We start from the raw sequence: 23,680 nt of genomic DNA, 5'->3' as shown, positions 1-23,680 counted from the left end.
CGCCTTGCGTGCGCTCCAAGCGATTCGTCTCGCCCTATGTGAATCAAGCCTTCGCCGCGAAAGCAAGGCCGGCCTCAGTTCCCGGCCTTGCCGGACCACCACGCATCCGGAAAACCGACGCCATATTCGGGCAGGTTTTCAGGGCGGATGAGGGTGTTCCAGTAAGCGATGAACATCTCGCCACGGTAAAATTGCGGAATGACATAGCTGTTCGCCAGAAGCACCCGGTCGAGCGCGCGGGCGGCGGCCACCTGTTCATCCCGGTTGGGCGCAAATATGACCTTCCGGACCAAGGCATCGACGGCGGGGTTCTTGATGCCGGCGAGATTGTTGGACCCCTGCCGGTCCGCGGCGGCCGATCCCCAGAAATCCGCCTGTTCGTTGCCGGGATTGGCTGATGTCGCCCAGAGCTTGATCGTGACGTCAAAATCGAAGCTGCGGGTACGGTTGGTATATTGTGAGGCATCGACGGTGCGAATGGTGGCGTTGATGCCGATCTTCTTCAGGTTCTGGACATAGGGAAGAATAGTTCTTTCCATACCGGAGGAATCGATCAGAAACTCCATATCAAGCTGCTGCCCGGTTGCCGCATTGACCATGCGGTTGCCACGCAATTCGTAACCGGCCTCCTTCATCAGCTTCACCGCTTCGCGCAGATTGTCGCGCTGTTTGGCGGGATCGCCTGCTACCGGGTTGCGATATTCCGTCGTGAAGACTTCCGGCGGAACCTGATCCTTCAGCTCCTGAAGAATTTCCAGTTCGCGGCCTGTCGGCAGGCCGGAGGAAGCCAGTTCGCTGCCCATGAAGAAGCTGGTGATGCGCTGGAACTGACCGTAAGCCAGCGTGCGGTTCAGTTCCTCGAAATCGAAGGCGTAGTTCAGTGCCTTGCGTAGTTTCGGGTTCTGGAACTTCTCGCGCCGCATGTTCGGCACGAAGGCCTGCATGATACCGACGGAGCGATAGATATTCGGCAGTTCCTCTTTTTTAACGCGGCCTTCCTTCACGGCAGGAAAATCATAACCCGTGACCCAGCGGCTGGAGGACGCTTCCTGCCGGAAATCGACGGTGCCGGACTTGAAAGCCTGGAACTCCACGTCCTGATCGGCAAAGAAGGTGTAGGCGATGGTTTTGAAATTGTTCATCCCCACATTCACATTGACGTCCTTGCCCCAATAATCGTCCCGGCGCTCATAGGTGACGGACGAGCCGGGAGAAACGGCCGCGATCTTGTAAGGGCCGGAGCCCATGACCGGCTCCAGCGTCCCGCGCGATATGTCACGCGGCTTGCCGTCGGGACCTGTGCCTTCCCACCAGTGCTTGGGAACGATCAGCAATTGCCCGACGATCTGCGGCAATTCGCGATTGTTCTTTTCATCGAAGGTGAAGGTAATGTCCCTTTCGCCGCTCACCTCTGCCTTGGTGACGTGGGTGTAATAGGTCGCGAGTTGCGGGCTCAGATCCTTCGCTTTTTCGAAGCTGAAGACGACATCCTCAGGCGTTACCGGTTTGCCATCAGCCCATTTGGCGTCCTGCCGCAGCCGGAATGTCGCCTTTTCAATATCGTCGGGATAACTCACGCCCTCGGCCAGCAAACCGTAGGAGGCCGACAGCTCCTCTTCCGTTGATTTCATCAGCGTATCGTAAACCAGCGACAGGCCCGTTGCCCTCTCGCCCTTGGCAAGCAGCGGGTTGAGCGTATCGAACGTGCCTGATGTCGACAGGCGCAAGGTGCCGCCCTTCGGGGCCTTTGTATTCACATAGTCGAAATGGTCGAAACCATCAGGATGTTTCAGCTCCCCGACCGTCGAAATCCCCTTTCGCCAGACATCCGTCGACTGGGCGGAAGCCACCGCGGGTATCAGCAGGGCGGATGCAGCGAGAGCGATAAGGATACGGGATTTCAGTGGTGCCAATATCATCGGGGGAATGTCCCTGTTTTTGTTCTTGGTGGAGAGAGCATAAAAGAAAGATTGGCAAAAAACAGATGCACTGACTCACAAGCTCTTTATCGGCGTCTTTATCCCCGCTTTGCGAGGGCCAGGCGAAACATGGTTTCAACAAAATCCAGTTCCAGTTTATTCTCGGGGCAAGAGAATCACCTGATCGGACGGGCACGGTTATATGACGGCGGGATCACCAAGAGTTTTGAAGGCAGCCCTGCTGGCGATGTCGGTCGTCTCGGCGCTGCAGTTGCAGATCGAGACCGCATCGGCCGAAGACAGGCCCGCGAAAGAGGTGTTTGGCCACATGGCCCTGCCTTCTGCGGCGGCCTCTCAACCGATTGGCTCCTATGCCAAGGGCTGCCAGTCCGGCGCCATCGCCATGCCGACCGATGGTCCCGGCTGGCAGGCCATGCGGCTTTCGCGCAACCGGCGTTGGGGCCAGCCGCAGCTGATTTCCTTCTTGGAGCGATTTTCGCAGGATGCGCAGAAGATCGGCTGGCCGGGATTGCTGCTCGGCGATATTTCCCAGCCGCGCGGCGGCCCGATGCTGACCGGCCACGCCTCGCACCAGATCGGCCTCGATGTCGACGTCTGGTGGCGGCCGATGCCCTCCCCCCGGCTGACCGTGGAGCAGCGCGAAACGGTGCCTTTCATCTCGATGCTGGACAAGAGCAAGTTCCTGACGGTCGACGACCGCAAATGGTCACCGCTCAATGCCCGTCTGGTGATGATGGCGGCAAGTTACCCGCAGGTGGAGCGTGTCTTCGTCAACCCGGCCATCAAGCAGAAGCTCTGCCAGACATGGACCGGCGACCGCACCTTCATGGGCAAGATCAGGCCGATCTACGGCCATGACGAACATTTCCACATCCGTCTCGAATGCCCGCCCGGCGCGCCCAACTGCAAACCGCAGGCGGAGGTCGGCAAAGGCGACGGCTGCGACAAGTCGCTTGCCTGGTGGTTCACCAAGGAACCATGGGCGCCGCCGAAAAAGGACCCCAATGCCAAGCCGGTGAAACCGCGCCAGGTCATGGTCTCGGATTTGCCGGCGGCCTGCGCTGCTGTTGCGGCAGCTCCTTCCGCCAATCCCGAGGGGATTGCGGCTCAGGCCTATTCCTCCTCCCCTGCCCAGGCCGTGCGTCAGCAGAATGTGGAACAGGTCATTCAAAACGCCCCGGCGATCCAGCCACCGTCCGATATTCCGCTTCCGACCCAACGTCCGACATTGAACTGAAACAGAAATGAGGCATTGAACAGCTTCCCTTTTCAAATGGCGGCAAGCTGTTATAGAAGGCTTCAAATCGATTTAATTCTTTGAGGACAGGCTGGGACCATGGAAGGGCAACGCTGTATCGCGCTCATCGCTCACGACGAGAAAAAGGACGATATGGCGGATTTCGCCCGTCACCATCAGAAGGTGCTTGCCAGTTTCAGGATCGTCGCCACCGGCACCACCGGCGGGCGTGTGCAGGAAGCCTGCCCGGGGCTTGAGGTCATCCGCCTCAAAAGCGGTCCTCTTGGCGGCGACCAGCAGATCGGCGCGATGATCGCCACTGGCGAAGTGGACATGCTGATCTTCTTTACCGATCCGCTGACTGCCATGCCGCATGATGTCGATGTGAAGGCGCTGACGCGTCTTGCCACGGTCTACGACATTCCCATGGCGCTCAACCGCGCCACCGCAGAAAACCTCATCGACTTCAATTCCGCCGACTGACCCGAACCCACCACAATGGAACAGGCAATGCCGAAGACGTCCGATACCGAATATCTGTCCTTTCCGATCCTTCTTGGCGACATCGGCGGCACCAATGCCCGCTTTTCCATCCTGATCGATTCCTTTGCTGAACCGGTGCACCTCACCACGGTGAAGACGGCGGAATATCCTGGTATCGATGACGCGATCCAGCAGGCGGTTCTGGACAAGACCTCTCTTCAGCCGGTCTCGACCATTCTTGCAATTGCCGGCCCGATCGAAGGCGACGAGATTCCGTTGACCAACTGCCACTGGGTCGTCAAGCCGAAGGACATGCTGGCCAAGCTCGGCCTGAAGGACGTCATCGTCATCAACGACTTTGAGGCGCAGGCTCTGGCGATTGCGGCTCTTGACGACGACAACCGGGAGCCTATCGGCTCCGGTAAAAAGGACATGCTGGCGTCGCGCGTCGTTCTTGGACCGGGCACGGGGCTTGGCGTCGCCGGGCTGGTCTATGCCCGCCATATGTGGTTTCCGGTGCCTGGCGAAGGCGGGCATATCGATATCGGCCCGAGAAGCGCGCGCGACTATGTGGTTTTCCCCCATATCGAAACCATCGAGGGCCGCGTCGCCGGCGAACAGATCCTGTGCGGACGCGGGCTGGTCAATCTTTATCGGGCCATCTGCAAAGCCGACGGCATCGAGCCTGTCTTTTCCGATCCGGCCGACATCACCTCGCAGGGGCTTTCGGGCCAGAACGCGCAGGCAAAAGAAACGCTGTCGCTGTTCAGCACCTATCTCGGCCGCGTGGCGGGCGACCTTGCGCTGATCTTCATGGCCAAGGGCGGCGTTTATCTGGCCGGCGGTATTTCGCAGAAGATCATCCCTGCGCTGAAGAGCCCGGAATTCCGGGCGGCGTTCGAAGACAAGGCGCCGCACAGCGCTCTGATGCGGACCATTCCGACATTCGTCGTCACCCATCCTCAGGCGGCCCTTTCCGGCCTCGCCACCTATGCGAGAACGCCTGCCGATTTCGGTCTTGCGCTGGACGGGCGGCGCTGGAGGGCTTGATCGCTCTCCTCTCAAAGGGGGCTATCCTTCCTATGTGATGCTTGCGAAGCGGGCGGGCGATCTTTAACGTCGCTGCTGCAAACATCAATCGACCGATACCGGCGGGTTCCGATCCGCCTGACATGAAAAGTGAGTGAAAACATGGGCAGCAGCGGCATGAAACTGGTGGTGGTCGGCGCAGCGGGCCGTATGGGACAGGCACTGATCCGTCTCATTCACCAGACACCCGGCGTTCAGCTGCATGCCGCAGTGGCGCGTGAAGGTTCGGCTTTTGTTGGCCGCGATGCCGGCGAGATCGCCGGTCTTGGCCCCATCGGCATCGAAATCACCAGCGATCCCTTACAGGCATTTCTGCATGCCGAAGGGGTGATCGATTTCACCTCACCGGCAACCAGCATCACCTTTGCCGGCCTTGCCGCGCAGGCCCGTATCGTGCACGTCGTCGGCACGACTGGTTGCTCGCCGCAAGACGAGGAAAAGTTCAAGGCGGCGTCGCGCCATGCCCGCATCGTCAAGTCAGGCAATATGAGCCTCGGCGTCAACCTGCTCAGCGTTCTCACCCAGCAGGCGGCGCAGGCGCTGGATGCGCAGAACTGGGATATCGAAATTCTGGAAATGCACCACAAGCACAAGGTCGATGCGCCCTCGGGCACCGCGCTGCTGCTGGGCGAAGCCGCCGCCGCCGGCCGCAAGGTCGATCTCACCGCCGCCTCCGTGCGCGTGCGTGACGGACACACGGGCGCACGTGAGGCCGGTACCATCGGTTTTGCCACGCTGCGTGGCGGCTCGGTCATCGGTGAACATTCGGTGATCTTCGCCGGCGAAGGCGAGCGCGTCGAGCTTTCCCATTATGCCGGCGACCGCTCCATCTTCGCACGCGGCGCGATCACGGCAGCAGTCTGGGCCTTCGACAAGAAGCCCGGTTTCTATTCCATGCTGGATGTGCTCGGCCTTTCGCAGGCGGAATAAAACCGTACCCTAATTCTCCACCGTGAATTCGACCGTATCGGCAGAAAATCGGCTGACGGCATATTGCACCGGCACGCCATCCATATCGGCATTCAATGCCTGCGTGACAAGCAGAATGGCCCCGGGCGATAGTTCGAGATCGGCCAAATCCTGCGTATCCGCGTGGATAGCAGAAATGACGGTGGAAATGCGCACGTAGTCCGCCACGCCAAGCGCTTTGAAAGCGGCCGTAATCGAGCCGCTTTTCCGATAGGCCTCGCCTATTCCGGCGAAACGATCCGCCGGGAACCATGTGGTCGAACGCGACACGGGGCGGGTGTCCGCCTTGCGCAAGGTTTCCAGACGAACGAGCGGCGCACCTGATGGCAATTGCAGCCGGGCTGCGAGATCGGCACTTGCCGGTTCGGTCGTGTGGGAAAGAAGCAGCGCCTCCATTTCCTTCACCTGATCGCCGATGCCAGCCGTGAAGCGCGTGCGCAGCGAAATCGGAAAGCTCAAACGCTCCTTGCGGGCGATCATCGTGCCCCGTCCCTGCATCGGCTCAAGAATGCCTTCGCTCGCCAGTGCGGCGATCGCACTCCGGACGGTATGGCGGTTGACGCCGAATTTTTCGGCCAGCGTCATCTCCGGCGGCAACATGCCGGTTTCGTCGTGATCACCGGCCGCGATCTCGCCTCTGATCCGGTCGGCGATCTGCCGCCAGAGCGCCACGCCGTTCTTTCTTTTCATCGCTGCTACAGGGCTCATGTCACACGCTTGTCATTCATCGACGTTAATTGTAACTTATATTGTATAGTTGTCTATATCAATAGACATTTGAGGTCAAGCGATGAATAACGAAGCTGCGAATATAGACAGTGAAAGGAAACGGGTGGCGGCGCTTCTTGCCCGCGCCACCGTTCAGGAACTGGAAACGGTCTGGAGCCGTCAGGATGCCAGCCCGCAGACGGAAAACGTGCGGGGGCCGGAAACCGGTCTCGTCATGGTGAAGGGCCGTATCGGCGGCGGCGGTGCGCCCTTTAATCTCGGCGAAACCACCGTCACACGCGCGACCGTCAAGCTGGCCTCGGGAACCGTCGGCCATGCGCATGTTCTCGGCACCGGCCGCAAGAAGGCCTGGTATGCCGCCGTTTTCGACGCGCTGTGGCAGGAAAGCCAGACCCGGGGCTTCATCGAGGCCGAGCTCCTTTCACCGGTCGAAAAGAGACTGAGCGAAGAGAAGCAACGGAAAACCAAAGAAACCGCAGCCACGCGGGTCGATTTCTTCACCATGGTTCGAGGAGAGGATTGATGGGTGTGAAAGCCGAAGCATTGACGGGCGGCTTTTCCAGCGCCGTCTTCGATTCCCAGCGTATTTTCAAGAAGCTGATGGACGGCATGGCCCGTCCGGGCACGCCGCAGACAATCGAAACGGCGGTCGCCCCGCCGCTGCCGCTTGCCGCCGCCACCGGTGCGGTTCTGCTGGCGCTATGCGACCACGACACACCGGTCTGGCTGAACGGCGCATTGCGCAAGACCGCGGTGCCGGGCTGGATCGGATTTCACACCGGCGCACCCGCGACGGAAGAAAAAGGGGCTGCGCATTTCGCCGTCATCGAGGCGGGCAGCGCCATCGCGTCCTTCGGCCTTTTCGCCCAGGGCAGCCAGGAATATCCCGACCGCTCGACGACACTCATCATCGAATTGTCCGATCTGGACGGCGGGCGGGAATTGCTGCTCTCCGGCCCCGGCATCCGCCACGTCAACATCATCAGCCCTTCCGGCCTTCCGGATATATTCCCAATGCTTTGGGCTGAGAACAACGCCATCTTCCCGCGCGGCGTCGATGTCATCCTGACCGCTGGCGATAAATTCGTCTGCCTGCCGCGTACGACGCGCATCAAACCCGTGGAGGCATAAGATGTATGTTGCAGTCAAAGGCGGGGAGACCGCCATCGCCAATGCTCACCGGCTGCTGGCCGACCAGCGGCGCGGAGACCGCGACCTGCCCGCCATGACCGTGGCGCAGATCGTTTCGCAGCTGTCGCTCGCCGTCGACCGCGTGATGGCGGAAGCCTCGCTCTACGACCAGTCGCTTGCGGCCCTTGCCGTCAAGCAGGCGCGCGGCGACATGATCGAAGCCATCTTCCTGCTGCGCGCCTATCGCACCACGCTGCCGCGCTTCGGCTATTCGGTTCCGGTGGATACCGCTGACATGGTGGTACAGCGGCGTGTTTCCGCAACCTATAAGGATCTGCCCGGCGGGCAATTGCTGGGTCCGACCTTCGACTACACCCACCGGCTGCTCGATCCCTCCCTCCTCGAAGACGAGGGCGTCGAAACCGCTACCCAGCGGGAAGGTGAGCCGGAATACGTCGTGCGCGTTTCCGATATCCTCGCCCAGGAGGGGCTGATCGAAAGCGACGGCGACATGCCGGACGATCATATTGCCGGCGACCTGACACGGGAACCGATGGAGTTTCCCATGCCGCGTGATCTGCGCCTGCAATCACTGGCGCGCGGCGACGAAGGTTTCCTTCTGGCGCTCGCCTATTCGACGCAGCGCGGTTACGGCCGCACCCACCCCTTCGTCGGCGAAATCCGCATCGGTGAGGTGGAAGTCGAGCTTGATGTGCCGGAACTCGGCTTTTCCGTCTCGCTCGGCGATATCAAGGTCACCGAATGCCAGATGGTCAACCAGTTCAAGGGTTCAGCCAAGGCACCGCCGCAATTTACGCGTGGTTACGGCCTGGTCTTCGGCCAGAGCGAACGCAAGGCGATGGCGATGTCGCTCGTCGATCGGGCGTTGCGCGCCGGCGAATTCGGCGAAGATGTCGTCGCCCCTGCGCAGGACGAGGAATTCGTCATCTCACATGCCGACAATGTGCAGGCGACAGGTTTCGTCGAGCATCTGAAACTGCCGCATTACGTGGATTTTCAGGCCGAACTCGGTCTGGTGCGCAAGATGCGCGCCGATTTCGAGGCAATCAACGCCAATGGCGCGGAATGGATGAGCGATGCGGCCGAATAGCTCAGCGGCTGTGCTGCTCGCCAAACCAGAAGGCGCAAAAGACGGTCGATGCTGCAAAGACAGCAAAGAACACGGCTGCAAGAATTCCAATCTCCATGAGCTTGTACTCCTTTTTTCACAAGGCTAACGCGCAATGCTTAAAGAAGTTTCATTTGACGACGGGCTGGCTGCCTACAACTTCGCCTATCTGGACGAACAGACCAAGCGGATGATCCGCCGGGCGATCCTGAAAGCCATCGCCATTCCCGGTTACCAGGTTCCCTTCGCTTCCCGTGAAATGCCCATGCCCTATGGCTGGGGCACCGGTGGCGTGCAGTTGACCGCCTCCATCCTCGGCCCTGATGATGTGCTGAAGGTCATCGACCAGGGCGCCGACGACACGACCAATGCGGTTTCCATCCGTGCCTTTTTCCAGAAGGTGGCCGATGTGGCCGTCACCACCCGTACGAAGGACGCGACGATCATCCAGACGCGGCACCGCATTCCCGAAGAGGAACTGCATTCGGGTCAGGTACTGGTCTATCAGGTTCCCATCCCCGAGCCCCTACGCTTCCTCGAGCCGCGCGAGACCGAAACCCGTGTCATGCACGCACTGGAGGAGTATGGCCTGATGCACGTCAAGCTTTACGAGGACATCGCCCGCAACGGCCGCATCTCCACCACCTATGCCTATCCGGTGAAGGTGGCCGGGCGCTACGTGATGGACCCGTCGCCGACACCGAAATTCGACAATCCGAAAATGAATATGTCGGACGCCCTGCAACTGTTCGGCGCCGGGCGCGAAAAGCGAATTTACGCCGTGCCGCCCTATACCGATGTCGTCAGCCTCGACTTCGAAGATCACCCCTTCGAAATCCAGCGCTTCGACAAGCCCTGCGCCCTGTGCGGCGGGGAGAATGTCTATCTCGACGAAGTGGTACTGGATGACAAGGGCGGGCGCATGTTCGTCTGCTCCGATACCGACCATTGCGAAGACCGCCGTGCTCATGGCCACAAGGGCCATCTGCTGGCGGATGTGAAGGAGGCCGCAGAATGAGCGACGCACCGCTTCTGAAAGTCCGGGACGTTTCCAAATATTACGGCGACCGCGCCGGTTGCCGCAACGTCTCCTTCGAGCTTTATCCGGGCGAGGTGCTGGCGATCGTCGGTGAATCCGGTTCCGGCAAAACCACGTTGCTCAACTGCATTTCCACCCGGCTGATGCCAACGGCGGGCAGCGTGGAATATCGCATGCGCGATGGCTCGGTGCGCGACCTCTATCATATGGGTGAGGCCGAACGGCGTTTTCTGATGCGCACCGACTGGGGTTTCGTACACCAGAACCCGGCGGATGGACTGCGCATGGCGGTGTCTGCCGGCGCCAATGTCGGCGAGCGGCTGATGGCCGTGGGTAACCGGCATTACGGTAATATCAGGCAATCGGCGAGCGAATGGCTGGAGCGGGTGGAAATCGGCACCGACCGTATCGACGACCAGCCGCGCGCCTTTTCCGGCGGCATGCGCCAGCGCCTGCAGATTGCCCGCAACCTCGTCACCTCGCCGCGCCTTGTCTTCATGGATGAACCGACCGGCGGCCTCGATGTTTCGGTGCAGGCACGCCTGCTCGATCTCGTGCGCGGTCTCGTCAACGATCTCGGCCTTGCGGTCGTCGTCGTCACCCATGATCTCGCGGTTGCGCGGCTGTTATCCCATCGCATGATGGTGATGAAGGGCGGCGACGTCATCGAACATGGCCTCACCGACCGGGTGCTGGATGATCCGCGTGAGCCCTACACGCAATTGCTTGTTTCCTCCATTTTGCAGGTCTAGCCGCGTCGTTCCGAAAAGTGGTCCCCGGTTTTCGGATAAAATCACGCGCAGGAAGAAAGAACCCACCATGACGACGCCCCTTATCGTTTCAGAAGTCTTCAAAAGCTTCACCATGCATCTTCGTGACGGCATCGAATTGCCTGTCGTCCGCGATGTCAGTTTTTCCGTTTCGGGCGGCGAATGCGTCGTGCTCGGCGGCCCTTCGGGCATCGGCAAAAGCTCGATCCTGAAAATGCTCTATGGCAACTACGCCATCGACAGTGGACAGATTCTCATCCGCCATCAGGGTGAGGTCATCGATATGGGCAATGCCTCGCCGCGAACGATCCTCGATATCCGCCACCGCACCATCGGTTATGTCAGCCAGTTCCTGCGCACGGTGCCGCGTGTCGCGGCCATCGACGTCGTTGCCGAGCCGCTTCTGGCGCGCAAGGTTGCCGCTGAAGATGCGCGTGAGCAGGCGGCCATGCTGCTTTCGAAACTCAACCTGCCACGGGAATTGTGGTCGCTACCACCAGCAACCTTTTCGGGCGGTGAGCAGCAGCGGGTCAATATCGCCCGCGGTTTCATCACCGATCATGCGATCCTGCTTCTCGACGAGCCGACCGCCTCGCTCGACGCCACCAACCGGCGTGTGGTGGTCGACATGATCAGGGAGAAAAAAGAAAAGGGCACCGCGCTGCTCGGCATCTTCCACGACGAGGAGGTGCGCGAAGCCGTGGCTGACCGCATTCTCGACGTTTCGCAATTCTCTCCGCGGAAGGCAGCGGCATGAGTGTCAAGGTCGGTCTCGAACCCGTCATCCATGAAAGTGCCCGCGTCACCAATTCTTCGATCGGCCGCTATACCGAAATTTCGGAGCGCTGCCGCCTCGAGGAGGTCGAGATGGGCGACTACTCCTACGTCATGCAGGATGGCGCAATCTGGTGTGCCACCATCGGCAAATTCGTCAACATCGCCGCTTCCGTCCGCATCAATGCCACCAATCATCCGATGCAGCGGGCCACATTGCACCATTTCACCTATCGCGCCCGCAGCTACTGGGACGACGCCGAAGATGAAACTGACTTCTTCGCCGCCCGCCGCGCCAAACGGGTGGTGATCGGCCACGATGTCTGGATCGGCCATGGTGCGACCATCCTGCCCGGCATCACGGTGGGGAACGGTGCAGTCATCGGGGCCGGGGCGGTCGTTTCCAAAGATGTTGCGCCCTACACCATCGTCGGCGGCGTGCCCGCCCGGCTGATCCGCGAGCGTTTTCCCGCGGAGCTTGGCAAGCGCATGGATGATCTGAATTGGTGGGATTGGGACCATGCGAGGCTGCGCAGCGCGCTGGAGGATTTCCGCGCACTCGACGCCGAGGATTTCGTGGCGAAATATGGCGGATGAACTCCGCTTATCCCGAAGCAATTGCATTCCCGGGGCCATGTCCCGGGATTTCTGTTTGTCGGCTCCCACCGCATGACAAGCCTGACGAAGGTTTGTCGGCGAACCCCCCGGGTGTCGTATCTGTGAATTATGTAATATTTTCTTCATCAAACTGACACTCCCGCTTCACGCACCGCTGTTACGTCGAACCCCGTCAAAAGAAGATTGGACGGGGAAATGAGCTTTCACCTGAAGCAAGTCACGCGCCGTTTCGGCAAGCACACTGCGGTCGATTCCGTTGATGTCGAGATACCGCAGGGTCAGATGGTCGGTGTGATCGGACGCTCGGGCGCCGGCAAATCGACGCTGTTGCGCATGATCAACCGCCTCGTCGATCCGTCTTCGGGTTCCATTCATTTCAACGATACGGAAGTCTCGTCGCTGAAGGGTGCGGCGCTGCGCGCCTGGCAGCGCGACTGCGCCATGATCTTCCAGCAGTTCAATCTGGTGCCGCGCCTCGACGTGCTCACCAACGTCATGCTCGGCCGCCTCAACCACCGTTCGACGGCTCTGAGCCTGTTCAACATCTTCAGCCATGAAGAACGGCTGATGGCGATCGCCGCGCTGGAGCGCCTCGGCATCGAGCATGTGGCCATGCAGGCGGCGGGTACGCTTTCCGGGGGCCAGCAGCAGCGCGTCGCCATTGCCCGCGCACTGATGCAGTCTCCGAAGATGGTGCTGGCCGATGAGCCGATCGCCTCGCTCGATCCCCTCAATGCCAAGATCGTGATGGACGCGCTGCGCGACATCAACGAACGCGAAGGCATCACCGTCATCACCAACCTGCACACGCTGGATACGGCGCGCAATTATTGCGAACGCATCATCGGCATGTCTCAGGGTCGTGTCGTCTTTGATGGAACCCCCGCCGAGTTGACGGCTGCCGCCGTTACCGAGATTTACGGAACCGATTCTCAAGGCTCCGGCATCGACGAGACCATGACCTCGACCAGCATCAATATTCCCGGCGCGCAGCTTGCCGCGCGTCCGGTTCAGCAATCTGCCGGCCCCGAACCGCTCGCTCTCGCCGGGCTCTGAGGAACCGCTCAGCATCGTTTGCGCCCGCGTCAAGGGCCGACATTTCACAACAAACTCCGGCTCGCCGGGAAACAGGAGAAAGTCCATGTTGAAGAAAGTCCTTCTTTCGGCAGTCGCCCTTGGCGTTCTGGCCGGTTCCGCCATGGCTCAGGACGTCAAGGTTCTGCGCATCGGTCTCGACGGTTCCGAAAACGAAGCCGACCAGATCCGCAACACCAAGTGCGTTGCCGATGGCCTCAAGGCTGCAACCGGCGTTTCCGAAGTTCAGGTTTTCCCGTCGCCGGATTATAACGGCGTCATCCAGGGCCTGCTCGGCGGCACCATCGACATCGCCTCCATGGGCGCATCCTCCTACGCCAAGATCGCTCTGGCCGACCCGAAGGCTGTCGACCCGATCCTGACCACGGCCGGCGCCGATGGTTCGACCGGTTATTACACGATCATGGTTGCCCGCAAGGACAGCGGCATCAAGACGCTGGCTGATGCCAAGGGCAAGAAGATCGGCTTCGCCGACCCCGACTCCACCTCCGGCTTCCTCGTTCCGAACGTGGCTATCCCGAAGGAAACCGGCGTTCCGGTCAAGGAATACTTCTCCGAAACCGGTTTCGGCGGCGGCCATGAGAACCTCGTTCTCGCCGTTCTCGACAAGAAGTTCGACGTCGGCACCACCTTCGGTTCGGGCGTTGGCAAGTGGGAAGAAGGCTACACCGCCGGCAACCTCTACCAGATGGTCAAGAAGGGCAATCTGGACATGGACGATATCGTTCAGGTCTGGAAGTCGCCGCTGATCCCGAACGGTCCGCTGATGGTCACCAACAAGCTCGGCGACGCGATGAAGCAGAAAGTCGAAGACTTCTTCATGGAACTGCCAAAGAAGGACCTCGCATGCTTCCAGGGCTTCACCCAGGGCAAGAACACCGCCTACATCAAGGTCGATCCGTCCTTCTACCAGACGATCATCGACGCCCGTAAGTCCGTTATCGGCGGCTGATCCTCAGATCATATTCGGAAGCGGCGGTGCCTTGCGGCGTCGCCGCTTTTGCCAATAAAGGAAAAGCGGCATGGCGACCACACTGCACAATGGTACCCTATCACCCGAGGGGTTGAGCGCATCGTCCCGGACGGTCATGCGCCATTATCAACAGCAGCTTGCGACACGACGGATCTATACCGTCATTTCGCTCGTGATCTTTCTCGTCATCCTCGCCGCCTCCCTGAATTTCGCCAATGCGGCCAATTCAGGCAAGTTCTTCGAGCGCCTGCCCTATTTCTTCGATTTCATGAAGACCTTCGTGCCTGACAGTCCGCTGGAAATCTTCCGGGCGATGTTCGACCTGCCGTCGCCTTATGCGGACGGTTCGCTGAAATATAATTATGTCGCCGATCGCGTTTACATCACCGACGGTTTCTACATCCCGCACTTCATCTACCAGCTGATCATCACGCTCAATATCGCCCTTGTCTCGACAATCATCGGCACGAGTTTCGCCTTCGTGCTCTGCTTCTTTGCCTCCACCAATCTCGTCGGCGCCGGTCTTGTGCGCTGGGTGGTGCGCCGGGTGATGGAAGTGCTGCGCGCCTTTCCGGAAATCGTCGTCGCCGGGCTGCTGACCGCTATCCTCTCGATCGGTCCGATCGCCGCCATCATCGCGATTTCGGTCCATACGATTGGTGCGCTGGGCAAGCTGTTCTTCGAAGTCGTGGAAAATGCCGATATGAAGCCGGATGAAGGCCTGCGTGCCGCCGGTGCCAACTGGCTGGAGCGGGTACGCTTCGCCATCGTGCCGCAGGTCCTGCCCAATTTCGTCTCCTACGCACTGCTGCGCGCCGAAATCAATGTGCGCGCTTCCACGATCATCGGCGCCGTCGGCGGCGGCGGCATCGGCGAGGTCTTCCGTCTGTCGATCGGAAACGATCACGCCTCGAAGACCTATGCCATCATCATCCTTCTGCTGATCACCATCATCGCCGTCGACCAGTTCTCCAGCTGGCTGCGCCGCAGACTGATCGGCCAACAATCCTTCGAATTCGGACGGGGAGCGGCCTGATGTCGTCCAGCTTCATTCTCAACACCGCCGAGCGCGAGAGGCTGACGGCTGCACATCGCCATGTGTTCAACCGCAGTTTCATGCAACGATATGGTCTGCTCGTCGGCCTTCTCGTCGCCACCGCCTATCTCATCGGCTGCTTTTTCTTCTTCAATGTCGGCCCGGCTTTCATGCAGGGCCGGTGGGATCGCGCTTCCAGCTATATTCAGGACTGGTATTCCTGGCGTGCCCAGCCGCGCCTGCGTTTCGAAGACGGCAAGGTCGCGCCGCAATGGTCGAGCCGCGGGCAATATCCGGCCGATGCGAAGATCGACTGGCTGCAGCCCCTGCCGGACGGCGGTTACAGCGTCGTTTATGCGGGCACACAAAACCGCCTCGATATAACGCCGACCCGGGTGGATGTTTATGTCGACGGCAAGAACTACCCCGTCATCATCAACGACGATGCTGTTGTCGCGCCGCAGGGCCTGCCCGACGAAATCCAGCAGGACGGCAAGAAGGTTCTCGTGCATTACGGTTTTGCCGGCCAGGCGGAAATCCGCACCAGCCAGGTCTATGTACAGCGCCGCTTCCTTGGATGGGCGAACTTCCTGTTCGACACCAAATCTGAATTCTGGGGCAAGGGTTATGGCGAGCTTGCGGCTCTCGCGCTCTGGGGAGAGCGGCTCGATCCCGCGCGCTCCAATATCGGCCATATGGTCGATGATTTCCTCGACAACAGCGTCTGGCAACATGCCGATATCCTGTCCAAGCTGATGCAGACGCTGGTCATGGCATTTGTCGGCACGCTGTTCGGCACGCTTGTCGCCCTGCCGCTCGCCTTCATCGCAGCGCGCAACATCACCGCCAACAGGGCGGCAAACTGGGGCATGAAGCGCCTGTTCGATTTCCTGCGTTCCATCGACATGCTGATCTGGGCGCTGTTCTTCACCCGCAGTTTCGGCCCGGGACCGATCCCGGGAATTGCCGCGATCTTCTTCACCGATACCGGCGCGCTCGGCAAGGTCTATGCCGAGGCGCTGGAAAATGTCGACGACAAGCAGCGCGAGGGCGTCAAGTCGGTCGGCGCATCCCCGATTGCGGTCAACCGCTTCGGCGTGTTGCCGCAGGTGTTGCCGGTCTTCATTTCCCAATCGCTGTATTTCTGGGAAAGCAATACCCGCTCCGCCACGATCATCGGTGCGGTGGGTGCCGGCGGCATCGGCCTGAAACTGCTGGAAGCGATGGGTACCAATGCCGACTGGGACAAGGTCGCCTATATGGTCCTGCTCATCCTCTTCGTCGTCTTCCTGTTCGACCATATTTCCAATTCGCTGCGTTCGCGCCTGATCGGTAAAACACAGCACTAGGCCCAAGCGGGCGGGATAACGAAAGTCGCGATGACGTTCGTTATCCCGCACCGCGCACGCTCACGCAGTCCTGGTTTGCGCTGGCCATATCTCCTCACCATCTCCCTCTACGACTTCAGCGCGTTCGGAAGATTTGCCGCGTTTTGAATGCGCTTTTTTCCATCTGCATCATCATTCTGTCACGGAAAGCGATTACCTCGCACTCCTGACCTTGCGGGAAGCGGGCGAGTCACGCCAAATAGCTTCTCATCCCTGGTTTTCATGACACCGAAGAGTGCTTGCCGTGCGCTACGCCATCTATTTTTCTCCGGCTAAAGATCATCCGCTGACTGAAGCAGCGTCGCGCTGGCTGGGCCGCAATGCGTTTTCCGGCACGTTGCATGACGACCACGACGACTATGCCGATTTGACGGAGGAACCGCGCCGTTACGGTTTCCACGCGACCCTGAAAGCACCTTTCGAGCTCGCCGAAAAATACAGCGAGGCCGAGCTGCTCGCAGCGGTCGAAGATTTCGCGGCCAATCAGTCCGCCTTCGAGATCCCACGCGTCGTCGTCGGCGCGCTTGGGCCGTTTTTCGCGCTGGTCCCGGATCGCGTTTACCAGCCGCTGCAGGATTTTGCCGCAGAGGTCGTTGATCACTTCGATCGGTTCCGCGCGCCCCTGTCCGAGACCGATATTGCCCGCCGGCGGCCGCAAATGCTGACGGAAAGCCAGCGACAAAATCTCTCTCTCTGGGGTTATCCGCATGTCATGGATGACTTCCGTTTTCACATGACGCTGACCGGCCGTATCGACGAGGAAGAGCAGCCCGCCATGCAAGAGATTCTCTCGACCCGGTTTGCCGAATTCGTCGATCAGCCTCTCGCCATTTCCGGCCTCGCTTTATTCATTGAAGAAACGCGCGGCGCGCCATTTACCGTTCATCGCTGGCACCCGCTTGGCCAGCAGCCAAAGAAAGATGCGAACCCATGACCGAGCACGCCCTGTCCAATGCCCGTATCGTTTTGGAAGACGATATTATTTTGGGATCCGTTCTGATCCGTGACGGCAAGATTGCCGATATCAGCGAAGGTGCTTCCAAAACCGGAGAAGACCTCGAAGGCGATTTCCTTATCCCCGGTCTGGTGGAACTGCATACCGACCATCTGGAACAGCACTACTCACCACGTCCGGGCGTGATCTGGGACAAGATCGCCGCCATTCAGGCCCATGATGCACAGGTTGCGTCGTCCGGCATCACCACCGTGTTCGATTGCCTGCGGCTCGGCTCGGACGAGGATGGCGGTTTCAAAAAGGGCGAAATGCGCGAAATGGCTGACGCCATCGAGGCGGCAGCGGATCAGAACCGCCTGCGTGCGGACCACCTGCTGCATCTGCGCTGTGAGGTCGCTTCCGCCGATGTGCTTGAGCATTTCGAAGACTTCGAAACCGATCCGCGCGTGCGGCTGATTTCGCTGATGGATCACTCCCCGGGCCAGCGCCAGTTCCAGTCGATGGACCAGTATATCTTCTATTATCAGAAGAAGCGCGGATTGAGCGACGAGGCTTTTGCCGAATTCGTGCGCCGCCGACAGGCCGCATCGGCCGAATATTCCGCCAAGCACCGCGATTATCTGGCGGCCAGCTGCGCCAAGCGCGGCATCACGGTCGCAAGCCATGACGACGCGACCGAAGCGCATGTGGGCGAAGCCATCGGTCACGGCGTTAAACTGGCGGAATTTCCCACCAGCGTCGAGGCTGCGAAAGCTTCGCACAGCGCCGGCATGAGCGTCCTGATGGGTGCGCCGAACATCGTTCGCGGCAAGTCCCATTCCGGCAATATCGCCGCCCGCGATCTGGCCGAGATCGGCGTGCTGGATGTTCTTTCTTCCGATTACGTGCCGTTCAGCCTGCTCTTCGCGCCGTTCCTGCTCGCCGATCAGGTGGAAGCTATCAGCCTGTCGGAAGCACTGCGCATGGTCACCGCCACGCCGGCACGCACGGTCGGCCTTGTCGACCGTGGCCGTATCGCGACCGGGTTGCGGGCCGATCTGGTGCGGGTTCATCGCGAGGATGGTGTGCCGGTTGCTCGTTCGGTCTGGCGCCAGGGCAAGCGCGTGGCATGACCACCGGTGGAGAAGATAGCCGGCGCACATTGTCGCCCGGCACGATGATCGTGATTGTCGGCCCGAGCGGGGCCGGCAAGGACACGCTGATGGACTATGCGGCGGCACAGCTGTCCGGCCGCCCGGGTTTCCATTTCACGCGCCGTGTCATTACCCGCAGCTGTGATGCGGGCGGGGAAAATCACGATGCCGTTTCGATGCACGAGTTCAACCAGCTGGAAGACGCAGGTGCCTTCGCGGTCTCCTGGCAGGCGCACGGTCTGAAATACGGCATTCCGGCCGCCGTCTATCGCCATCTCGAAGCGGGAGATGTTGTCATCGCCAATGGGTCGCGCTCTGCCCTCCCGCATTTCGGCACGGCCTTTTCCCGTCTGAAGGTCGTGAACATCGTTGCACGGCCAGATGTGCTGGCGAGGCGGCTGGAACAGCGCGGACGGGAAAGCCGGGACGATATCCTGCGCCGGCTGGAACGCAGCTCGCTGGCTGTCGCCGGGGATTTCGATGTCACGACAGTCGATAATAGCGGCGCAATCGAAGATGCTGGCAAAACCATCATGCAGGTGCTGCAGCAAAGCGCCGGTTCCAGCCAACCTTAAAATGCCGCAGTCGGTCTGCTCGACAAACGCGCTTTCAAGGCTTACCATCAGGCGACAATTTCCAAACATGGTACGCCAAGGCGAGGGATGCCCGAAAAAAGGGTCAGTGACGAGATATCTGTGGTCGCCGGTCTGGCCGCTGGCGTCAGTAATTATGCCCGCTCACGGGGCATCGATATCGTTCCCATTTGCAAGGCGCTGGATATTGATCCCGCCACATTCAGCAGCCTGACGGAACGCATCAGCCTCGACAGATTTTCCCGTCTGCTCGAAACCTGCGCCTTGATTTCCGGCGATGACGCCTTCGGCCTGCAATGCGCCGCTACCTTTCCAGCCGGTGCATCCGGCGCGTTCGGTTATGGGCTGATCAGCGCTCCCACGGTTCGGTCGTTCCTGCGTTTTCTTCAGGACCATGTTTATTACGCCACCAACAACAGCAATTTTACCATGGTAGCGGATGCTACGCAGGTGACCCTCTCATGGTCCTTCGCGCCTGGGATCGCCAAACGCGATCAATATGTAGATTTGTCACTTGCCGTTCTGGTTCAGCGGCTACGCGATATTCTCGGAGAGCGCGTAAACCAGATCGAAATCGGTCTGGAGCGACAAAAACCCATTAATATTCAGCTATTTAAAGAGAGACTGACCAGACGGGTCAGTTTTTCCCAGGCCATCCACACGATGCGACTTCCGGCATCGCTTCTGGATGTGGCCAATCCGAATGCGGATGAGCGCCTGTTCGAATTGATGAACTTGCAATGCCGGATGTTGCGGCCTGAAACATCGGCGGACCCGACCCATTTCATCGATCAGGTGAAACGCTACATGCAGATGCGGCTGTCGGACGCAGAACTTTCACTCGGAGAGATCGCGCCCTATTTCAACCTGTCGGAACGGAGTTTCCAAAGGCGGCTCGCCGAGCTTGGCACAAATCTCAACGAGATAAAGGACGCCATTCGCAAAAATGCCGGTTTCAAACTCCTTGTCGAAAGCGATCTTCCGGTATCCGACATCAGTTACAGGCTGGGTTACTCCACACCCGGCGCCTTTTCGCGCTCCGTTTCGCGCTGGTTCGGGGCAACACCGACGGATATTCGCAGGAAACACGCGCATCATTCCGCCGGCTGACAGATATCACCGGCATCAATATTTCGAAAATACGCATAAAACTTGAGAAATATGTCGGCGTTTTTTGGAAGATGTGCCGAAACGTAACAATAGAAATGCAAAACTTGGCGCCCGATGTTATTTTATTGGCGCGGCACATCGCTTATGAGAGCGCCGCATATCCCGGGGATATGACGGAAACATTCCAGAGCTTTGAAACTGCATTCTGCGCAAGACCCGTGATTGTGATCTCGGCAATTGGCGTGGCAGTTCCTCCAAAGCCCCGGAATAACGTCCCCATCGGGATCGGCTGCTGCGAAAGCGGCTTTTTACTGCATAATTCCTGATGCGAGATGAAACCTCTCGGCGAAATTCACGTTTCTGTTCGCGTGTAGGCAGAGCGGTTAACGCGCCAGTGTCGGAGGCGAGATCAACAGATGGTCGCGCACCCGGGACAGGTCCATCTCTTTTGAGGCTGAAAGAAATGTCTTCAAAAACGCCGCATGAACATCGTCAGACGCGCGATATCGTCCTTTCGGATCGTGAGCGACAATATCTGGGGCTCGTTGCACGGGGTAAACATCCGTCCCACGTCGCCCTGATAACCGGCGCGGACGAAACGGAAGTGAAGGATACTCTGGAACGGGTGCGAAACAGGCTAGGTGCTGCCAATCTGCTGAACGCCGTCAGCATTGCCCTGCTGCGCGGCCTGATCGAACAGGACGCATGATCAACCCTCTGCTTTATCCAGGCTTACGCGAAACGTCCCCTTGCGTAAGCTAAAAACCGAATGAGCGGCTTTCTGCGTCAAATCCTTCCATGTCAATGGCGGGATGGCGGACCAAAAGCGGGCTGGACATGATGTCCGGCCCAATCGACGCAAATGCGAAGCAGCCATATCCGGTTTGCCCGGCGGATCATATTCGATCCGCCGGGTTTTTCTTGTCGGTTCAAAGCGATTGGATTTCGGCCAGAATGTCGCTTTCGATCGCAATGCCGCTTTCGAGCGCCTGCTTGCGGATGCCCTGGCTGCGGCGACCGGGCAACCGCACATTTTCCTGCTTTTCGATCTCACCCGCGATGAGGGCCAGCCGCTCGGTAAAGGCTGCGCCGCCAGAGGATACCGGGTCGATGGCGATGATCGTATGGCCGAGGGAGGGCGGCGCACCCTTATCATCCAGAAGGGACGATGCCTGGAATGCGAAATTTCCACCAGTCACCGCAGCTGCCATGATCTCCACCATCAGCGCCAGAGCAGCGCCCTTGGCTTCACCCGCGGGGACCATGGTTCCGGCAATGGCCTCCTCTGGATCGGTCGTCGGCCGGCCGTTTCTATCGAGCGCCCAGTCGCCGGGAATGGTTTCACCCTTCTGTCGTGCCGCCATGATCTTGCCGCGCGCGACCTTTGACAGGGCCAGATCGATGACGAGCGGATCGGCGCCGCCAATGGGGGCCGCAAAGGCGATGGGGTTGGTGCCATAAAGCGGCGTGTGGCCGCCCCAGGGAGCCATGGAGGCTGGTGCATTGGCGAACATGAGCGCGACAAGGCCCATTTCCGCAAAACGCTCGACCGTCAGAGCCATGACGCCTGCATGGTGGGAGCGATGGATCGCTGCCAGCGCAATGCCCTGCTGTCGGGCCATTTCAGGCAATTCTTCAAGAGCGCAGTCGATCGCCGGATAGGCATAACCATGATTGGCGTCGATCGAGAGCACGCCCGGCTTCACGCGCCTCACCACGGGACGCGCCTGACCGTCCACCTTTCCAACCCGCGCCTGACGGACATAAACGGGAATACGGCGAAAACCATGGCCGCCCTGGCCAGCCGCCTCGGAGGCGACCAGCGCCTTTGCCACAGAACGGGCATTTTGCGGCAGAACGCCATTGCGCTCAAAGATAGAGGATACGAGATCCTCCGCCTCTGCGATTGAGAATTTCATGATTTTCGTGATTCCTGTTGGCTCGCATGCGATGGGATGTATGAGCCCCACTTTGCGGCATAGGGTCGCTGCAAATCAACATGGAAAATGAACCGGCCACCCGTCCTCTTCAGAGTCGGGATGGTCTCATGCAATTCCAACCCTACTCGAAGAGAACCGGTAAGGTAAAACTCGGGTTTACGCCCGGTGGCGGCGGCGAGACGGATGTTTTTTGTATGACGGCCAGCAACTTCTGATCCATCGCGGAGTTACCAGTCGACGAAAGGATACTCACGCCGCCCACGGATCCACCGCTATCTATCTTAAATGACACCGTAATTGCCATTCCGGATTTTCCAGCCGCACGGGCCAGTCGCCGTTTGATGGCCGAACGTACTTTTGCGTCCCAATCGGCCTTGGACACGGACGACGACGAGAAGAAGCCGGCATTGCTGCGCGACGCCGCTGTCCGGTTCGACTGCTGGGCCTCTGCCTTTGCTGTTTCGCGGAATTCCGATGCCTGCTGCGGTTTGGGACGCTGGCGCTCGACCTTCTTTTTCTCTTCCGGCTCTTTCTTTTCCACCTTCTTTTCGACGCGTGGTGGCGGCGGCCGCATGACGGGCAAGGGAACCTCGACATTTTCGAGTTCCGCCATCATCTGTTCCTGCACGGGATCGATCGGCTCCACCGGCTCGGGAATTTCCTGCGGTTCAACGATCTCCTCGACCGGCGGTTCGGGTGGCTGCACGGGCTCGGGCGGCGGCGTTTCCGCAACCGGTTCCGGCGGGGGTGGCTCTTCCGGAGCAGCTTCCTCCACAGGTTCGCTGCTTTCGCTCTTCACCTCCCGGGTGTCTTCGACATCTTGCGCCTGTGTCGTTTCCTCGGTTTTGACGGCTTCCGGTATCGCCGCCATTTCAATCATGATCGCGGCAGGCGGCTGCCCGCCGGCATCCTGTTCCTCGGGCTCCTGCATCAGATAATAGGCAAAACCGGCATGAACACTCAGCATGAGCAGCGCCGCGGCAGACCACAGCGTCACTTCCCCAAGACGGGAATGGCGGGCCTGCGGGAAGCCGTTTTCAGTCATGGTGCTGTTCCCTGCCCCGCCGGCGCGGCGGGCTGACCGGAGGGTTGTGCCGTCGTGGAACCAGCAGGCTGAGACACCGCCGCTGCGTTTTCCAACCCGACAAGGGCGATTTTCAGATAACCGGCATCCCGCAGGAGGTTCATGATTTCCATGAAGTGACCGTAATCAACGGCCTTGTCGGCCCGCAGGAAGATGCGCGTATCCTTCTTGCCACCCGTCTGGCGGTCTATCGCTGCCGCAAGAGCCTCGCGGGCAACCGCATCATTGCCGAGATTGAGCGAGAGATCGTCCTTGACCGTCAGATAAAGCGGCTCCTCCGGGCGCTCCGCCGGCTTCGCAGTAGATGCGGGCAGATCCACATTCACGTCGACGGTCGCCAGCGGTGCGGCCACCATGAAGATGATGAGCAGAACCAGCATCACGTCGATAAAGGGCGTGACGTTGATTTCGTGGTTCTCGGAGAGATCGTCTCCGCTATTTTCGCGAATACCGCCAGCCATGACC

General features: G+C 59.8%; 25 protein-coding genes. 20 read left to right on the top strand and 5 right to left on the bottom strand.

Annotated features, from left to right (window positions below; genetic code table 11):
* Positions 1 to 74: 74 nt before the first annotated feature.
* Positions 75 to 1,919, bottom strand: a complete 1,845-nt coding sequence (locus tag ATU_RS00895) for an extracellular solute-binding protein (RefSeq protein ID WP_010970712.1) — start codon at positions 1,917 to 1,919, stop codon at positions 75 to 77.
* 202 nt (positions 1,920 to 2,121) lie between these two features.
* Between ATU_RS00895 and mepA the strand changes: the two genes are divergently transcribed.
* The 4 genes from mepA (at position 2,122) to dapB (ending at position 5,679) form a co-directional block, all read left to right on the top strand.
* Entirely contained in the window at positions 2,122 to 3,177 is a 1,056-nt protein-coding gene (mepA, locus tag ATU_RS00890; protein WP_006310018.1) for a penicillin-insensitive murein endopeptidase, read from the top strand.
* 99 nt (positions 3,178 to 3,276) lie between these two features.
* Positions 3,277 to 3,660, top strand: coding sequence for a methylglyoxal synthase (locus ATU_RS00885; RefSeq protein WP_006310016.1), 384 nt, complete (start codon positions 3,277 to 3,279; stop codon positions 3,658 to 3,660).
* A 27-nt stretch (positions 3,661 to 3,687) separates the two neighbouring features.
* On the top strand, positions 3,688 to 4,710 hold the full coding sequence (locus tag ATU_RS00880) for a glucokinase (protein WP_010970711.1): 1,023 nt from the start codon (positions 3,688 to 3,690) through the stop codon (positions 4,708 to 4,710).
* Between the two features lie 141 nt (positions 4,711 to 4,851).
* Positions 4,852 to 5,679 (top strand): 4-hydroxy-tetrahydrodipicolinate reductase, encoded by an 828-nt coding sequence (gene dapB, locus ATU_RS00875; RefSeq protein WP_006310011.1) that lies wholly within the window; start codon positions 4,852 to 4,854, stop codon positions 5,677 to 5,679.
* Between the two features lie 9 nt (positions 5,680 to 5,688).
* Here the strand turns inward: dapB and phnF are convergent, their stop codons facing one another.
* Positions 5,689 to 6,426 (bottom strand): phosphonate metabolism transcriptional regulator PhnF, encoded by a 738-nt coding sequence (gene phnF / locus ATU_RS00870; protein ID WP_010970710.1) that lies wholly within the window; start codon positions 6,424 to 6,426, stop codon positions 5,689 to 5,691.
* Positions 6,427 to 6,508: 82 nt separating this feature from the next.
* On the opposite strand from phnF, the gene phnG reads away from it, so the two are divergent.
* The 16 genes from phnG (at position 6,509) to ATU_RS00790 (ending at position 20,900) form a co-directional block, all read left to right on the top strand.
* Positions 6,509 to 6,970 carry a phosphonate C-P lyase system protein PhnG gene (phnG, locus tag ATU_RS00865; RefSeq protein ID WP_010970709.1) on the top strand — a complete coding sequence of 154 codons (462 nt, stop codon included), beginning with the start codon at positions 6,509 to 6,511 and terminating at the stop codon, positions 6,968 to 6,970.
* Complete coding sequence (phnH, locus tag ATU_RS00860) at positions 6,970 to 7,578, top strand: phosphonate C-P lyase system protein PhnH (protein WP_035256060.1); 609 nt, start codon at positions 6,970 to 6,972, stop codon at positions 7,576 to 7,578. Before phnG ends, phnH begins: the two co-directional genes overlap by 1 nt.
* 1 nt (position 7,579) lies before the next feature.
* The gene (locus ATU_RS00855) at positions 7,580 to 8,689 is read left to right on the top strand and encodes a carbon-phosphorus lyase complex subunit (RefSeq protein WP_010970707.1); all 1,110 of its coding nucleotides are present in this window, start codon (positions 7,580 to 7,582) and stop codon (positions 8,687 to 8,689) included.
* A gap of 133 nt (positions 8,690 to 8,822) precedes the next feature.
* Complete coding sequence (locus ATU_RS00850; protein ID WP_006310001.1) at positions 8,823 to 9,725, top strand: alpha-D-ribose 1-methylphosphonate 5-phosphate C-P-lyase PhnJ; 903 nt, start codon at positions 8,823 to 8,825, stop codon at positions 9,723 to 9,725.
* A complete protein-coding gene (gene phnK / locus ATU_RS00845) occupies positions 9,722 to 10,498 on the top strand; it encodes a phosphonate C-P lyase system protein PhnK (RefSeq protein WP_003524419.1) in 777 nt (258 codons plus the stop codon). Before ATU_RS00850 ends, phnK begins: the two co-directional genes overlap by 4 nt.
* 67 nt (positions 10,499 to 10,565) lie before the next feature.
* A complete protein-coding gene (phnL, locus tag ATU_RS00840; protein ID WP_010970706.1) occupies positions 10,566 to 11,273 on the top strand; it encodes a phosphonate C-P lyase system protein PhnL in 708 nt (235 codons plus the stop codon).
* Positions 11,270 to 11,887, top strand: coding sequence for a transferase hexapeptide repeat family protein (locus ATU_RS00835; protein ID WP_010970705.1), 618 nt, complete (start codon positions 11,270 to 11,272; stop codon positions 11,885 to 11,887). Before phnL ends, ATU_RS00835 begins: the two co-directional genes overlap by 4 nt.
* A 216-nt stretch (positions 11,888 to 12,103) precedes the next feature.
* On the top strand, positions 12,104 to 12,964 hold the full coding sequence (phnC, locus tag ATU_RS00830) for a phosphonate ABC transporter ATP-binding protein (RefSeq protein WP_010970704.1): 861 nt from the start codon (positions 12,104 to 12,106) through the stop codon (positions 12,962 to 12,964).
* An 85-nt stretch (positions 12,965 to 13,049) separates the two neighbouring features.
* On the top strand, positions 13,050 to 13,955 hold the full coding sequence (gene phnD / locus ATU_RS00825; RefSeq protein WP_010970703.1) for a phosphonate ABC transporter substrate-binding protein: 906 nt from the start codon (positions 13,050 to 13,052) through the stop codon (positions 13,953 to 13,955).
* 70 nt (positions 13,956 to 14,025) lie between these two features.
* The gene (gene phnE, locus ATU_RS00820) at positions 14,026 to 15,012 is read left to right on the top strand and encodes a phosphonate ABC transporter, permease protein PhnE (RefSeq protein ID WP_010970702.1); all 987 of its coding nucleotides are present in this window, start codon (positions 14,026 to 14,028) and stop codon (positions 15,010 to 15,012) included.
* Positions 15,012 to 16,361, top strand: coding sequence for a phosphonate ABC transporter, permease protein PhnE (phnE, locus tag ATU_RS00815; protein WP_010970701.1), 1,350 nt, complete (start codon positions 15,012 to 15,014; stop codon positions 16,359 to 16,361). Before phnE (ATU_RS00820) ends, phnE (ATU_RS00815) begins: the two co-directional genes overlap by 1 nt.
* A 274-nt stretch (positions 16,362 to 16,635) precedes the next feature.
* On the top strand, positions 16,636 to 17,334 hold the full coding sequence (locus ATU_RS00810; protein ID WP_162180288.1) for a DUF1045 domain-containing protein: 699 nt from the start codon (positions 16,636 to 16,638) through the stop codon (positions 17,332 to 17,334).
* The gene (locus ATU_RS00805; RefSeq protein WP_010970699.1) at positions 17,331 to 18,467 is read left to right on the top strand and encodes an alpha-D-ribose 1-methylphosphonate 5-triphosphate diphosphatase; all 1,137 of its coding nucleotides are present in this window, start codon (positions 17,331 to 17,333) and stop codon (positions 18,465 to 18,467) included. Before ATU_RS00810 ends, ATU_RS00805 begins: the two co-directional genes overlap by 4 nt.
* Entirely contained in the window at positions 18,464 to 19,063 is a 600-nt protein-coding gene (gene phnN / locus ATU_RS00800) for a phosphonate metabolism protein/1,5-bisphosphokinase (PRPP-forming) PhnN (protein WP_035256056.1), read from the top strand. Before ATU_RS00805 ends, phnN begins: the two co-directional genes overlap by 4 nt.
* Before the next feature lie 87 nt (positions 19,064 to 19,150).
* A complete protein-coding gene (locus ATU_RS00795) occupies positions 19,151 to 20,191 on the top strand; it encodes an AraC family transcriptional regulator (RefSeq protein WP_010970697.1) in 1,041 nt (346 codons plus the stop codon).
* A gap of 463 nt (positions 20,192 to 20,654) precedes the next feature.
* Positions 20,655 to 20,900, top strand: coding sequence for a helix-turn-helix domain-containing protein (locus ATU_RS00790; protein ID WP_010970695.1), 246 nt, complete (start codon positions 20,655 to 20,657; stop codon positions 20,898 to 20,900).
* Positions 20,901 to 21,120: 220 nt separating this feature from the next.
* Here the strand turns inward: ATU_RS00790 and ATU_RS00785 are convergent, their stop codons facing one another.
* The 3 genes from ATU_RS00785 to exbD all read right to left on the bottom strand — a co-directional run bounded on the left by ATU_RS00785 (position 21,121) and on the right by exbD (position 23,676).
* Positions 21,121 to 22,110, bottom strand: a complete 990-nt coding sequence (locus ATU_RS00785; RefSeq protein ID WP_010970694.1) for an Ldh family oxidoreductase — start codon at positions 22,108 to 22,110, stop codon at positions 21,121 to 21,123.
* A 142-nt stretch (positions 22,111 to 22,252) separates the two neighbouring features.
* On the bottom strand, positions 22,253 to 23,176 hold the full coding sequence (locus ATU_RS00780; protein WP_010970693.1) for an energy transducer TonB family protein: 924 nt from the start codon (positions 23,174 to 23,176) through the stop codon (positions 22,253 to 22,255).
* Positions 23,173 to 23,676 (bottom strand): TonB system transport protein ExbD, encoded by a 504-nt coding sequence (gene exbD / locus ATU_RS00775; RefSeq protein ID WP_010970692.1) that lies wholly within the window; start codon positions 23,674 to 23,676, stop codon positions 23,173 to 23,175. Before exbD ends, ATU_RS00780 begins: the two co-directional genes overlap by 4 nt.
* Positions 23,677 to 23,680: the final 4 nt, after the last annotated feature.

The organism is Agrobacterium fabrum str. C58 (genome assembly GCF_000092025.1).
Classification (GTDB): Bacteria; Pseudomonadota; Alphaproteobacteria; order Rhizobiales; family Rhizobiaceae; genus Agrobacterium; species Agrobacterium fabrum.
This window is presented reverse-complemented; position numbering and strand designations above follow the sequence as displayed.

Coding starts and splice junctions, on each gene's coding strand:
- ATU_RS00885 (WP_006310016.1), top strand. CDS start 3,277: ATGGAAGGGCAACGCTGTATCGCGCTCATCGCTCACGACGAGAAAAAG.
- ATU_RS00855 (WP_010970707.1), top strand. CDS start 7,580: ATGTATGTTGCAGTCAAAGGCGGGGAGACCGCCATCGCCAATGCTCAC.
- phnE (WP_010970701.1), top strand. CDS start 15,012: ATGTCGTCCAGCTTCATTCTCAACACCGCCGAGCGCGAGAGGCTGACG.
- phnN (WP_035256056.1), top strand. CDS start 18,464: ATGACCACCGGTGGAGAAGATAGCCGGCGCACATTGTCGCCCGGCACG.
- ATU_RS00785 (WP_010970694.1), bottom strand. CDS start 22,110: ATGAAATTCTCAATCGCAGAGGCGGAGGATCTCGTATCCTCTATCTTT.
- ATU_RS00790 (WP_010970695.1), top strand. CDS start 20,655: ATGTCTTCAAAAACGCCGCATGAACATCGTCAGACGCGCGATATCGTC.
- phnG (WP_010970709.1), top strand. CDS start 6,509: ATGAATAACGAAGCTGCGAATATAGACAGTGAAAGGAAACGGGTGGCG.
- ATU_RS00780 (WP_010970693.1), bottom strand. CDS start 23,176: ATGACTGAAAACGGCTTCCCGCAGGCCCGCCATTCCCGTCTTGGGGAA.
- phnC (WP_010970704.1), top strand. CDS start 12,104: ATGAGCTTTCACCTGAAGCAAGTCACGCGCCGTTTCGGCAAGCACACT.
- phnF (WP_010970710.1), bottom strand. CDS start 6,426: ATGAGCCCTGTAGCAGCGATGAAAAGAAAGAACGGCGTGGCGCTCTGG.
- phnH (WP_035256060.1), top strand. CDS start 6,970: ATGGGTGTGAAAGCCGAAGCATTGACGGGCGGCTTTTCCAGCGCCGTC.
- exbD (WP_010970692.1), bottom strand. CDS start 23,676: ATGGCTGGCGGTATTCGCGAAAATAGCGGAGACGATCTCTCCGAGAAC.
- ATU_RS00850 (WP_006310001.1), top strand. CDS start 8,823: ATGCTTAAAGAAGTTTCATTTGACGACGGGCTGGCTGCCTACAACTTC.
- ATU_RS00795 (WP_010970697.1), top strand. CDS start 19,151: ATGCCCGAAAAAAGGGTCAGTGACGAGATATCTGTGGTCGCCGGTCTG.
- mepA (WP_006310018.1), top strand. CDS start 2,122: ATGACGGCGGGATCACCAAGAGTTTTGAAGGCAGCCCTGCTGGCGATG.
- phnD (WP_010970703.1), top strand. CDS start 13,050: ATGTTGAAGAAAGTCCTTCTTTCGGCAGTCGCCCTTGGCGTTCTGGCC.
- ATU_RS00805 (WP_010970699.1), top strand. CDS start 17,331: ATGACCGAGCACGCCCTGTCCAATGCCCGTATCGTTTTGGAAGACGAT.
- ATU_RS00835 (WP_010970705.1), top strand. CDS start 11,270: ATGAGTGTCAAGGTCGGTCTCGAACCCGTCATCCATGAAAGTGCCCGC.
- phnK (WP_003524419.1), top strand. CDS start 9,722: ATGAGCGACGCACCGCTTCTGAAAGTCCGGGACGTTTCCAAATATTAC.
- dapB (WP_006310011.1), top strand. CDS start 4,852: ATGGGCAGCAGCGGCATGAAACTGGTGGTGGTCGGCGCAGCGGGCCGT.
- phnE (WP_010970702.1), top strand. CDS start 14,026: ATGGCGACCACACTGCACAATGGTACCCTATCACCCGAGGGGTTGAGC.
- ATU_RS00880 (WP_010970711.1), top strand. CDS start 3,688: ATGCCGAAGACGTCCGATACCGAATATCTGTCCTTTCCGATCCTTCTT.
- ATU_RS00895 (WP_010970712.1), bottom strand. CDS start 1,919: ATGATATTGGCACCACTGAAATCCCGTATCCTTATCGCTCTCGCTGCA.
- phnL (WP_010970706.1), top strand. CDS start 10,566: ATGACGACGCCCCTTATCGTTTCAGAAGTCTTCAAAAGCTTCACCATG.